This window comes from Chryseobacterium pennipullorum (genome assembly GCF_003384725.1).
Classification (GTDB): Bacteria; Bacteroidota; Bacteroidia; order Flavobacteriales; family Weeksellaceae; genus Chryseobacterium; species Chryseobacterium pennipullorum.
Map to the genome: position 1 here is coordinate 250,991 of NZ_QNVV01000003.1, position 13,985 is coordinate 264,975.

Below are 13,985 nucleotides of genomic sequence, written 5' to 3' on the forward strand. Positions count from 1 at the left end.
TTTTTGATCCTGTACTTTGACTGGGTTATAAATAAAAACACTGCTCCAATATTGAAGCAGTGTTTAGGTTATGTGATCTAACCGTTAAAATTTAACTTTTATGCTGTCTTTGATTGCAAAATCATCCAGATAGATTTTATACTGATCATCTTGCCGGCATTCAAGCATTTTTTTTAACATTTCTAAATTATAAGGAATGTTTAAGATGTCTCTCATTTTACCAAAAGAAGTCTTGTATTCCCTGTTGACAGTGAAGTTATTATTGAATTTATATTCCAACTGCTTTTTCTCTTTTTTCTTTACCAATACAGCGGTAGGAAAAGACGCTTTCATATCCTCTGGTGAGGCACTTGGATTCAAAGATAAATTAATTGAATCAATTTGTTTAGAAAAGACTGTATTTTCCGGATTTGAAAGATCGGCATTCAGAGATGTATATTCTTCTAATTTTTCACTTCCCGAATGCTTGCTGTCGAAGTTAAATGTTTTAGATATAATGACTATAAAATCTTCATTGGTGTTGTTAAACAATACCAAATTGATTTTCTTTTCTTTCTTTTCAAACGAATAGGATAATTCTATTTTATCAGTATTAGGATCAGTACAAGCGAGTACGGGTAATGTTGCTGATAATAAGATTACTTTTTTAATTATTTTCATTTTTTGAGAAATTTTTTAAGTATATCCGTCATTTTAGTATATTGGGCATTAAACCCATAATTCGACTGTCTTAAAATATCTAAATTGACTCTAGGTTCTACAGGAAGATTTAAGCCCTGCCATCCCCGTAAGTCTATATAACTTCTCTCCCATTCTGCAATAATGGCATGATGGCTAGTCACTGTTTTGGAAGCTGGATTCCATGATTCTAGAGATAATTCAGAGGGATTAATTTTACCTGCATATAAGGCTCCATGAAGCATCTCATGCCCGGTAGTAAGGGTTAATAACTCTGGTGATTTAAAAGCATTAGGTGCAAATACATATCTCATATACGTATTTCTATAGAATGGAGTTGTCACACCAAGAACAGATTTACCTTTCTCATTGAATAATGTCTTACCATCAAATGTATATTTCCTTTCTTTTAAATAATTTGGAAGATCATCTGCCTTATGCAGTACCGTGACGCTTCCGTTAGCAGCGCTCTTTCCTTTAAAATCATTGACCATAACTTTTTTCACTTCACTAGAACTTTGATTGACCGGATTTTCAGCAACGCCTTCCGAGTGGTCTTCTACATCCAAAGACTGACCGGATGGTTTTGCAAATAATCTGGTAATACCCCAGCTGAGAGCTCCCATTGCACCTCCGATTACTGCACCTTGCGTAACTCCCTTAAGGAAATTAGTTCCGCTAGCTAACGATTGTACTGCAGAAGCTCCCGCACCGGATAAAACACCGTTACCAATGCTTGCAATTAAGGACCCTGCACTGAATACCTGCCCGAGGCCTGCCGAGACGGCACCGGTAATGGATCCAATAGTAACCGCTTTAAAAAAGCCTCCTACACTAAAGTTTCTGGTCAGGTATGCTTTGGCCAGATATAAGAACGTGGCAATAGCTGAGGAGATAATGGCTCCTGTCATTACCGTCGCCCAGAAAGCACCCATAGCTGCAAGAAAGGCAAATTGAAATACTTCTCCGCTTGGATCACTGAACATCAATGGGTTATTTAAAACATAACCATATTTGTTATAGCTTTGTGTATTGTATGGCTCCTGAATGTTTTCATCCGCATTTAAAAATCTTCTGAGTAACGGATCATACAACCTTCCATTCATGTGGATAATTCCTACTTCAGCAAAATGCTCGTGTCCGGTATATCCTCTGTCTATTAATAGTGAGGCATTATCAATACTGTTTTTATCGGTAAGAATTGGCCCGTTTCCTATTTGAAGATGGGTAAAATTACCCCATGCATCAAAATGTCTTTGCTCTATTTTATTTCCTGCCTCATCACTGATCGCAAGAATACTGCCCAAATAATCCTTATGCAGAAATCTGTAAGAACCATTGGTTTCGTCATAATTTTTTAAATATACAATATTACTTTCATACGGAGTTCCACCAATATAAAGGATATGTTTTTCTTTACCGGTTACATTGTCTTTTGTGATTTCAAAACTTCCGTCTTCACTGTAGAATCTCGTAAATTTCCCGTCCTGATCAGGATCAAAGTTACCTCCATAAGAGACTTTTTGTCTCATGGCTGTTAATCCATACTGGAAAGCTACATCTCCTTTCTCACCATCAATGAAAATAGGATCGTTATTCTCATTATAGGCAATACTTTGAATAAGATCGTTGTTGTAATTCTGTGTTCCAGCAGCATTAAGAGTCATTCCTGTTGGCTGATAAATCTTCGCTGTATTGGCAAATTTAATTTTTCCAACCTGATTATTTTCAAGAATTCTTCCCTTGGCATCATAAACATTGGAATCAAACTGACCGGTTACTGGATTAGTCCATTTTACCAGCCTGTTATTAGTATCATACTCAAAGGATTCTGTAATATTAAAATCACCTCCTGTTGTTCTGCTTTTTAATTCATTTTTAACAGCATCAAAAACATACGTTAACTGTAAAATACCTGGTTTTATCTGTGAAGAATGGTTTGTTTTTGACAGGAATCCGCTAGTATTCTCATATAAATTTGTAATGTCAGCAGCTCCTAATTTAGCATTAAGAATTTGCCCCCTTTCATTGGTGTCTTTAAGTTCCCACAGAATTTTTCCGGAATTTTTATCCTTAACCTGATATAGGTCTCCATTCCAGCTGCTGTAAATATTTTCAACAGTTACTTTGGTGAGGGCTCCGGACGAATACAATTGTTTTTCATAAGAAATTACCCTTGCCTTGTCGTCATAGGTGATTCCTTTTTTTATGAAATATTTACCGTTACTGTTTTCTGATGTGGAAATAATCCTGCCTTGAGGGTCGTACGTTACCGTAGAGCTGTATCCTTTTCCTTTAGAAGTACCGGATTTTGAAGTAATTCTGCCTTTGTTGTCATATGCAAAGGAAATCATTTTATTCGTAGCCTGTCCACCATCTGTGGTAGAAATCTCTTTCTGAGAAATAAGCTGTCCAAGGTTATTGTATGTATATTCCTTAGTTCCTTTAGGGCTGATTGCTTTTTTGATTTGATCGAAACCGTCGTATTCGTATTTATACAGACCATTTGACGGATCATTAAATTCAATTTTTCTTCCCCACGCATCATATTTGGTAGTCACAATATTTTCTGCATACTGTGCTTTGATTTGATCACCGGTCGCATTATACGAAAAAGTAATCTTTCCTCCTTTATCTGTTGTAGACACTACATTATCTAATGCGTCAAGGGTTTGAGTTGTTATTCTTTTATTCCCTTTCGTTTCTTCAACAGTTGTCGTTAATCCGGAAGTAGTACTTATTGTTTCGACACCACTAAACGAGACTGACTTTACCTTTGGAGGAAAAACAGAATCGTCGTAAATGATTTTATTCCAATTTCTCAGGTTAGAATCACTTTCAAAATAAGGTTCACTTTCAGCCGTTTTTCTTCCTAAAACATCATATTCGGTGTCTCGGGAAATAAACTTCCCTTCCTTAAAGGATTTGGTTGTTGTTTTAAAGTTTTGCCCTAATACGTTTGTATGAACAATGCTAATATCTCCGTTCGGAGAGTATTTTTTCACTTGTGTACCTACAATACGCTTAAAGAAGCCTGGTGTTATAATACGAAACTTGGTTTCATACTCATAGGTTGTTGTTCCATGCAGATTAGATTTGGATTTGACAGTCTTTCCCCATTCATCATACACATTGGTCGTTGTATTACCTGTTGGATCTGTTTGGGTAAGAACTTGTCCCACATTGTCATACGTGGTATTGGTTTCTAATCCTAAGTTATCCGTCTGCTTTAGAATAAATCTTCCTGTATCATCGTATTGAGCTTTATTAGTCTGGGTTTGTGAATCTGAACTATTGGTTATTGTTTTCTGAATAGTGTTTCCAAATCCATCATAATTATAAGTCTCCTGCAAATAACCTGTATTATCTCTGTTCCATTTTTTTAAGGTCTTTAAGAGATTGTTTTCATATACATATTCCTCTTTAGATGATTGGGTGTCACCATAAGCCTGTATCGTACTTGTCTTTAGTTGTGGACGACCGATATAATAGTCTGCGCCGCTTCCGGAAGGGTTATGGATATAGTCAAAGTTGGACGTTGTCGTCGCAAAATTATCGTTTACCTTCGAAATACTTTGTGATGGCAGATAGTATTGTCCATACGTTATAGTACTTGTTGATACTGTATTGGTCAAAAAGTCTTTTGTTCTTGTTGATGTTGGAATTACAGCAGTAACAACTTTAGATTTATCAACATTGTTGAGAGAGGATAATTTCTGCCCGTTTAACAAGTAATCTGTTTGATAAAGAGTAGATTTAAAACTCAACAACTGGGTGTTGTTTTCTGAAAGATCTGCAGGGAATATTTTGCTTTCATCGTTGGTTCTGGTGGTCCATTCTTTGATAATCGCTGCATCATTTAAAGGGTCCATTTCAACACCGGACCAAACCTTTGTGTTTTCAAAACCATCGCCATACCATGATGAGCGTGCAATCTGACGGAAACCTATCACTCCCTTACCTAGTAGATGAGAAACAAATCCTCTATAACGGAAATCCTGCTTTCTTCCCCATGACTTCAATTGAGATACCGCAGAAGTTTGGTAAACTTTGTTGAGCTCCAGATAAGGATATTGTTCTTTTTTTACCGGTTGATAGACATTCGAGTTAACATTCGGATTTAGCTCTTTATACTCAACTTCTGTTGTTACATCACCTTGAGTAATAGCGGTGATCCTCGACTCTTTTGTTACGTCATAATAGTTAAACTTAAACAATTTACTTTTTTGGAAGACCAAAATGTTTTCATCAGACATATTCACTCTGAAGTTCCCGAATATTGGAGTGTAATGCTCTCCCACATTAGACCAGGTAAACTGTTCCATGCTTGGAAGGTACCATGTCCTGTCTGTGTTGTACAGATATGGATATCCTCGGTAATTCTCAATAAGTGGTCTGTTGGATTGGTTAACTATACTTTTGTAATTAACCAGCTTCTTCTTTTGGAATTCGATGCCAGCAGAGGCTGCTTTGTATCCCTTATTCTCATATAAGTTGACTAGAAATCTTGATTGAGCCCCTCCTGCCTGGCTGATCTGTACCAAAGAATAAAACTCAATAAAATCAGATTTTCCGTCTTTATTAAGATCCTGAGCTACATAAGATCTTCTGTGTGAATACCATGGAATATGGTTGTCCGGATCATTCTGTGATTCCTGAAAATAACAGAAATTACTATAATATTTTTCAGCAAAACCCTTACCGGTAGAGGTGTACATTCTCCAATCCGAAGAATTGAAGGCGGTGGGAATTAAAAAATCTGTTTTTCCATCACCATTGTAATCCCCTAATACGGCACTTCCCCAGATCCCTGAAACAGACATTGTCCCACCCGTAGTGTTGCTTACAGCAGGCGTCTCCATAACTGTAATGCTTTGCCCGTTATCCTTAAGTTTAATAAATGTAGCAATATTATTGTTTAAGGCCAGGAAATCTGTTTTACTGTCTCCGTCAAAATCACCTGACATATAATTGCTCATTGCAGGAGCATTTTTAGGAAGAAGTTCAAACGAAGCAAAGGAAGCACTATTCTGAACATCCTTATCTAAATTAACACGTAGATACTTATATAAGCCATTGGTATCTTTTACGGTTACAATTAATTCTGATAGCCCATCTCCGTTAAGATCTACTTCTTTTATTTGATTCTCTGCTATTGTATTATTGTCTACAGCATATTGCGAATACTGAATAGTTTTGCTAAACTGATAATCAAGAGTGTTGGTGTCAGAAAAAATATAAGTCCTGAATTCTAAATCAGCTTTTTCACTGCCAGCTATTTTATTTTTCTTGAAAATAACTAAGCTTTGCTTTGAATTTACTATGTTATTATTATCCTTTACTACAATGGCAGATGCATTGTCAAGGGATTCTTTAGAAATATCAGCTGCCACCAATATTTTTTCCGGCTTATTATCATCAAAAATATTTTTAAAAAGATAAAAACCACCCGGTTCATTTACCCATTCTACACATTTTGAATCACTATAGTCTGTATATGAAATTTCATTTTCGGTGGCTATTGGTGCTAAAGGAGCTGTTGTATTATAGGTCTTACAATAATTCACTGAATTGGAATACTTCAGCATATCAACTTTCCCGTCTCCATCAAAATCACCTAAAACTTTGTGGTCCTCAGTGTAGTCATAGTTAGTCGACTTCCATCCTCCTAGACTTGACTTTTCATAATCAAAAACCACTGGATTGGCCGCTTCATCTTTAGAATTATACTCAGTAATGGTATTCAGGAATTGATAATCAGATCCGTTGGCATCTTTTTTATAGGTGATCTTGTACGTTTTAAATGCCTTGTAATTGATTCTTACAGCAATTTCTGAAAGAATCTTATCCTGGTTGAATTCTATACCTTGTACATAGGATTGTTCTTGAGCGTCACGATCAATATAAAGAAAATCAATAGAATTAAGATGAGGCTTATTCAATGTTTCATTTCCTCCCCATTCGATAGAGGAAATTTTCATGACCCGGCTTAAGGTTCTGAAGCCACCTGGGCTTCCATTAGCTATATAGTTATAACTAATTAAATTTCCCTGTGCATCTTTCCATTTTACAATATTGTATTCTAAAGGGGTTGTCACAGTAGGTTTGCCTCTGATACCAGCACCGTTTGCACCATACCAGGCCTGGGAACCATCTTCAAAGGTAACTTCAAAATGAGCAGGTCCCGCATTGAGTCCGGTTGCAGAGTAGGTGCCTACAGATTTGATTTTAATGTTGGAGTACTTTTCTGTAGTATACTCTGCTCCGTCTCCTCCATATTCTCCCGATTTTAATATTAGTTTCTGGCCATTAAAGCTATAATAATCACTATAATCGATCTGGATGCCCTTACTGTCTCCGTCTCTTTCAATGTTCTTGCCAACTCTTGTAATAGAGGAGATTCCGGAAATATTCCAGCCGTATCCCGCTATTCCATTTCCGGAACCACTGGTGTAGGCTAAGCTGATTTGTGGAGTTACGTTTTTAACCCCGGGAGGAGTTGAAATAGGCAATGTGAACTGTAATTGCCCCATTGCATTGACCTCTATATTTCCTAAGGTGCTATGGTAGTTTGGAGTAATAGTGCCGCTTGGGTTGTTCGCTCCTGCACCAGAGTCGGCAGGTCCTCCGCCTGGATTGCCTCCGGTCGCAGGGCCAATTTTCGCCAAAAACGGACTCGAAACATCCGATCTGGCATGAAATCCCTGGGCCATGACTACCGCCTGCGGATCCTGAACTGTCCGCGAGGTGGATTCTGCCTGGTAGAGTATGGTCTGTGAAAAGGCCCATACCGAACACAAGGATAACATCAATGATGAAAATAATTTCATTGTTGTATTAATTATTTTTTAATGTTGATTAATGATGATTGATAGGTAGAGATACTCTTTCAATTATTTCCTGTTCTATCTTTTGGTCACGTTTCTACTAAAGACTCTTCCGTCTTTTAGTGTAAATCGGAGAATGTAAACTCCCCAATCATATCCGGTCATGTTGATTTTCACCTGACGGTTTAATCCTGGTGCATTCTGTTGCTGGAATTTCCAGTGAACCGTACTGTGCTGGTAGAGTGAAACCGATTCGATCAGCCCGTCTACTTCTTCTGTCCAGTCGATAGTCAGATAATCGTTGACCGGGACAGGGTAGAGGCGGATCTGTTTCCAGAAGGCTTTTTCATCAATGGCTGTTTCCTGTTTGGTAACAGCAGCTGTTTTCACAGCTTCTTCTACTTTAGCTTCCTTTTTTACAATTTCTTCAGGTGCTTTTTTGCCTGCGTTGTTGGTTCCCCTGTAGCGCTGGTTTCCGGCTTCATCATATTTGAAGTATACTTCAGTTTGTGAATAACCTAAAAAACCGATCAGCAGAGAAAATACGGAAAGTAATTTTCTTTTCATAGCTGATTATTTTTTTGTGGAAAGCAGCTGCTGTACCTGTGCTTTCAGTTCTTTGATCTCTTCAGACTGAGATTTTAACTGCTTGTTCTGCTCAATAGAATACAGGGTAAGCTCTTCAATTTTCTCTAAAAGCTTTGCATCCATCTCCCCTAAATTGATTCCCTCTTTCTCCACTTCTTGTGCAGATGGAATATTAGGAAGATGTCCTTTCTCTGAAATGTGTTTTTCTACCTCTTCCAAAGAACGGAGCTTATAGTCCTTTTTGAAAACATAATCCGCCCATCCGTTGGCTGCAGGACTTTCCACTTTTACCTGTTCTGCTTTTATTCCTTTCCCCACATAAAAAATAAAGTTAGGATCATTGTCATACATTTCTGTCCCCATCGTTACTTTCCCCGTGTTGAAAAGGACTAATAAATTTTTATGAACCCCATCAGAAAAACGGACTCTTGAAATTCCCGGCGAGTTCGGCGTACTGGTATCCGAATTGGGATCGATAGCATTGTTGTTATCCATATGGATGTTCAGATTGTGTCCGCTTAAGAGTCTCATCACTGCATCATTGGGTTTAGCCCATTGGGAATAGCAACTGTTGCAAGGCGAAAGCGCCAACTGCAGGTTTCCGGTTCCCGGAGCTCCACTTCCAATGTTGATACTCTGGCCGTCAAGCTTGAAAGTCTGTTTGTTGTTTTGTCTGAAGACAATCGGCTTGTCATCTGTTGAACCCAGAAAATGGGTTGAAGGGTTGGTTCCGGCATTTCCGGTAACATTCCAGCTTTGTGCGAAAGCGCTGGTCGCTGCAATGGTAAAAACGAATAGTAATGTACGTTTCATTGAGTAATGTATAAATTAGTTTGTTTTTATGGCGCAAATTTAACTTATTTTTAACAAAGTCACTTTTTGGTGTCTTGTGATTTAAGTCATGAATATCATCGCAGGGGATAGGTCAAATATTTTTTTGAAACTATTAGTCTTTCAGGAACTTATGCATTGCTTGTTAAATGAGTTGATGTATTTTAGAAAAAAACTTTACCTTTGTAGCAATGAACCTGTTAAGATGGATATTGGCAATATATTTCATGGCGTTATCATTAATGCCATGCGAAGATATGTCCCATCCTCTGGATTCAGAACAGAAAGTATCGCTGAATGTTGGTGAAAATCATTCCACAGAGAAAGGGGATATCTGTTCACCCCTTTGTGCATGCAGCTGCTGTCAGATGACTGTTTCTGTATTTAAAATGGATCCTCTGCTGGAAATTCCGGAACAGGTACAGGCTTATTTTTCAAAGAAAATCCTATTTCATAAAAACGATTTTGCCTATCAGGTATACGATCCTATTTGGCAGCCCCCTAAAATTTAATTTTTATTGATTGTTGGAAAGTAAAGCTTTCCAGCTACTGTATGAAACTTTGCAATACCATTGCAGAGGTTTTCAGGATATTTTTGCTGCAGTATTTCCACTGTATGCATTTATTTTCAATAAAATTAAATATAAATCGTGTTAGATAAAATCATAAAATTCAGTATCAAGAATAAGGTGATCATTGGTCTTATGACCTTAGTGCTGATCATCTGGGGAACCTGGAGTGCCACAAGACTGCCCATCGATGCCGTACCGGATATTACCAATAATCAGGTACAGATTATTACCGTATGTCCTACCTTGGCAGGTCAGGAAGTGGAGCAATTGGTTACCTTTCCCATTGAACAAAGTATTGCGAACGTTCCGGACATTCAGGAAACAAGAAGTATTTCAAGGTTTGGACTTTCCGTAATTACAGTAGTGTTCAAAGAAGATGTTAACGTTTACTTTGCCAGACAGCTTATCAGTGAACAATTAAAAAACGCAGTTGAAGAAATTCCCAAAGGAGTAGGGACTCCGGAGCTTGCTCCGGTAAGTACAGGGTTGGGGGAAGTGTATCAGTATATTCTCCATCCAAAGAAAGGAAGCGAGAAAAAATATGATGCCAAAGAACTTCGAACCATGCAGGACTGGATCGTCAGAAGACAGCTCAACGGAACTCCCGGGGTTGCAGAGATCAACAGTTTTGGAGGCGAGCTAAAGCAATATGAAGTAGCTATTGATCCCAATCGGCTGAAAGCGATGTCTATCAGCATCAGCGATATCTTTACAGCATTAGAAAAAAATAATCAGAATACCGGAGGCGCGTACATTGATAAAAAGCCCAATGCTTACTTTATCCGTGGAATCGGATTGGTAAGTTCTCTGGAAGATATCAGAAATATAGCCGTAAAAAATGAAACGGGCAGTGTACCGATCTTTGTTAAAGATGTGGCAGATGTGCGTCTGGGAAGTGCTGTCCGTTACGGGGCACTGACGTACAACGGAAAGGTAGATGCTGTGGGAGGAGTTGTTATGATGCTTAAGGGCGCCAACAGTAATGAAGTAGTAGAAAATATTAAAGCGAAAATACCCACGATACAGAAATCACTTCCGGAGGACGTGGTGATTGAGCCTTTTTTAGACAGAACAGACTTAGTAAGCAGAGCAATCAGTACGGTGGAAAAAAACCTGATGGAAGGAGCATTGATTGTGATATTCGTTCTTGTTGTTTTCCTTGGAAATCTGAGGGCCGGCCTTATTGTGGCCTCAGCAATTCCGCTTTCCTTACTCTTTGCATTGGGAATGATGAATGTCTTCGGAGTGAGTGCCAACCTGATGAGTCTCGGAGCGATCGATTTCGGGCTTATTGTAGATGGAGCCGTCATTATCGTAGAGGCTACCCTGCACGTATTGCATAATAAGAATTATACGAACAGGCTTACCCAGGTTCAGATGGATCAGGAAGTAGGAACAGCAGCTTCTAAAATGATGAACAGTGCCATATTCGGACAGATCATCATCCTGATTGTGTATGTACCTATTCTTACGTTGGCAGGGGTAGAGGGGAAAATGTTTACCCCCATGGCTAAAACAGTAGGTTTTGCTATTATCGGGGCTACGATATTATCCATTACCTATATTCCGATGATGAGCGCATTGTTTTTATCTAAAAAGATATCGCATAAAGAGACGCTTTCGGATAAAATGATGAACCGTTTGCAGAAGATCTACCAGCCGTTACTGCAGAAAGCAATCAGAATAAAATACATGATCGTTTCAGCAACCGTTGTGGTATTTGTAATTGCAGCCTTCATCTTTAAAAATATGGGGGGAGAATTTATTCCTCAGTTACAGGAAGGAGACTTCGCATTTCACTGTATTTTGCCGCAGGGAAGTTCACTGAGTCAGAGTATAGAAACCTCTATGCAGGCTTCAAGAATTATCAAACAGTTTGATGAAGTAAAAATGGTTGTCGGGAAAACAGGATCAGCTGAAGTTCCTACAGACCCGATGCCACCAGAGGCTACCGACATGATTGTGGTGTTAAAGCCACAAAGTGAATGGAAAACGAAAAAATCTTACAATGAACTGGCGGACGAGATCAGTGAAAAATTAGAAGCCATTCCGGGGGTCTTCTTTGAGAAAAATCAGCCAATTCAGATGCGTTTCAATGAGTTGATGACCGGGATCAGGCAGGATGTTGCCGTTAAAATCTTTGGTGAAAACCTGGATTCATTAGCGGTGTACGCCGATAAAGTAGGAAAAGCCATTCAGAGTGTTGACGGTGCTACGGCTCCTCAAATAGAAAGGGTGAGTGGTTTACCACAGATCAATGTCCAGTATGACAGAACAAGAATTGCTAATTACGGATTGAATATCGAAGATGTTAATAATGCCGTAAGTACAGCATTTGCAGGAAAAGCGGCCGGACAGGTTTTTGAAAATGAAAGACGTTTCGACCTGGTGGTACGCCTGGACAGTCTTCATAGATCCGATATTGCAGATGTCAATAATCTAATTATCACAACCGCTACAGGAGTGCAGATTCCATTGTCGCAGGTTGCCAGTGTGAGCTATAAACTGGGCCCTGCACAGATCAGCCGTGAACAGGGAAAACGAAGAATTGTCATTGGGTTTAATGTGAAAGGCCGCGATGTGGAAAGTGTAGTGAGAGATATTCAGGCGAAGCTTGACAAAGAAATAAAACTGCCTTCAGGATATTACTTTACCTATGGCGGACAGTTTGAAAATCTGCAGGAAGCCAGCAAGCGTCTGATGATTGCGGTTCCGGTTTCGCTGCTCCTTATTTTTATGCTGCTGTATTTCACATTCCGTTCATTCAAGCAGGCTGCATTGATTTTTACAGCAATTCCTATGAGTGCTATTGGGGGAATATTTGCACTTCTCCTGAGAGATATGCCATTCAGTATCAGTGCAGGGATTGGATTTATTGCCCTGTTTGGAGTGGCCGTTCTTAACGGGATTGTATTGATTGGAACCTTTAATCAGCTGGAGAAAGAAGGAGAAACAGATATTTTGAAAAGAGTTTATGAAGGGACAAAAAGCAGATTGAGACCGGTACTGATGACGGCAACAGTAGCCTCATTAGGATTTTTACCGATGGCTATTTCCACAGGAGCGGGGGCAGAAGTTCAGAAACCGTTGGCCACTGTAGTGATTGGCGGGCTGGTGTCTGCAACATTCCTGACCTTATTTGTTCTGCCTATGCTCTACATTATTTTTAACACAAAGATTTTGAAAAGAAAAAATAATAAAACAGGGGCATTTACCATTATGCTTGTCGTAGGATTTATGATGATGGGTCAGAATTTTAAAGCGCAGTCAAAACAGATGTCTGTTGAACAGGCTGTGCAGACAGCAGTGGATAATAACTTGGTTCTAAAATCAAAAGATTTAAGTATCAAATCCGCTGAAGCATTAAGGCCAACGTCCAAAGAACTTCCCAAATTAAACGTTGAAGCGCAGTTGGGACAATACAACAGCCGGAATTTTGATCAGTCTTTTGCAATCTCTCAGAGTATTCCTTTTCCAACACTCTTTAAGGCGAAAAAGGAATTAATCAATGAAAATATTAAGAGTAAGCAGATTGATAAGGAAGTAACGGCTAATGAACTCATACGTCAGGTTCGGACATACTATTATCAGATTGAATATCTCCAGTACAATAAAGCGCAGCTGACAAGTCTTGACAAGCTCTATGAGGATTTTATCAGAATTGCAACGATAAGATATAAAGCGGGAGATATTAAAAAAATTGAAATAAATACAGCAGAAACTCAGAAAGGAGAAATTGACCTGCTTCTAAGACAAAATGAGGTGTTCTTAAATAATGCCTATAAAAACTTAAAAACGGTTTTAAATAGTGCAGAAGACTTTGAGGTTCCTTTCAATCAGAATTATGAACCTTTAAAAGTGGAAAATATCCTCGATAGTTCAGCTGTTATCAATAATCCATCGGTACGGGCCTTTTATCAGGATATGGAAATTGCAGAGAAGAATAAGAAAGTTGAAAAATCCCTGGGACTTCCTGACTTTAGTTTAGGCTACACCAACCAATCCCTGATCGGCTTTCAGACGGTAAACGGACAGGAGAGATATTACGGGTCAGGAAATCGTTTCAGTGCCGCAACAGTTGGCGTAGCCATTCCACTGACATTTGGAGCAACCAAAGCAAGAATCCAGTCATTGGAATATGATAAGCAGGTTGCCCAAACCAATGCGAAGATGCAGGAGAAACAGCTGGCTGCACAATTGGAAAATGCCTTCAGCCAATATCAGCAGGATATACAGCAGTATGATTATTACACCAATCAGGCTCTGCCCAATGCTGAAAAGATTGTAAATGCGGCCCAGTTAGGGTACAAAACGGGAGAAATTTCTTATGTAGAATATCTTTTTGCCCTGCAAACAGCCACCAACATCCAATTAAAATATCTGGAGGCAATACAGCAGGTCAATCAATCTGTAGTAACTATTAATTCAATCATTAATAAATAATATGAAATCGTTAATAAAATTTCCCACGAAACAAACACTCACCAGG

The 13,985-nt window shown here is 38.8% G+C and carries 6 protein-coding genes; 2 read left to right on the plus strand and 4 right to left on the minus strand.

Going from position 1 to position 13,985, the window contains the following annotated elements; genetic code table 11:
* Positions 1–84 precede the first annotated feature (84 nt).
* The 4 genes from DRF67_RS05520 to DRF67_RS05535 all read right to left on the minus strand — a co-directional run bounded on the left by DRF67_RS05520 (position 85) and on the right by DRF67_RS05535 (position 8,906).
* Positions 85–660 carry a hypothetical protein gene (locus DRF67_RS05520; RefSeq protein WP_115927337.1) on the minus strand — a complete coding sequence of 192 codons (576 nt, stop codon included), beginning with the start codon at positions 658–660 and terminating at the stop codon, positions 85–87.
* Positions 657–7,508: an RHS repeat-associated core domain-containing protein gene (locus DRF67_RS05525; RefSeq protein WP_123912710.1), complete on the minus strand. Its 6,852-nt coding sequence runs from the start codon at positions 7,506–7,508 to the stop codon at positions 657–659. Before DRF67_RS05525 ends, DRF67_RS05520 begins: the two co-directional genes overlap by 4 nt.
* Before the next feature lie 75 nt (positions 7,509–7,583).
* Positions 7,584–8,072 carry a hypothetical protein gene (locus tag DRF67_RS05530; RefSeq protein WP_115927339.1) on the minus strand — a complete coding sequence of 163 codons (489 nt, stop codon included), beginning with the start codon at positions 8,070–8,072 and terminating at the stop codon, positions 7,584–7,586.
* Positions 8,073–8,078: 6 nt separating this feature from the next.
* A complete protein-coding gene (locus tag DRF67_RS05535; RefSeq protein WP_115927340.1) occupies positions 8,079–8,906 on the minus strand; it encodes a cell wall anchor protein in 828 nt (275 codons plus the stop codon).
* A gap of 209 nt (positions 8,907–9,115) precedes the next feature.
* Between DRF67_RS05535 and DRF67_RS05540 the strand changes: the two genes are divergently transcribed.
* Both DRF67_RS05540 and DRF67_RS05545 read left to right on the plus strand, forming a co-directional pair.
* Positions 9,116–9,436: a DUF6660 family protein gene (locus DRF67_RS05540; RefSeq protein WP_115927341.1), complete on the plus strand. Its 321-nt coding sequence runs from the start codon at positions 9,116–9,118 to the stop codon at positions 9,434–9,436.
* Between the two features lie 138 nt (positions 9,437–9,574).
* Positions 9,575–13,939 (plus strand): CusA/CzcA family heavy metal efflux RND transporter, encoded by a 4,365-nt coding sequence (locus DRF67_RS05545; RefSeq protein WP_115927342.1) that lies wholly within the window; start codon positions 9,575–9,577, stop codon positions 13,937–13,939.
* Positions 13,940–13,985 lie beyond the last annotated feature (46 nt).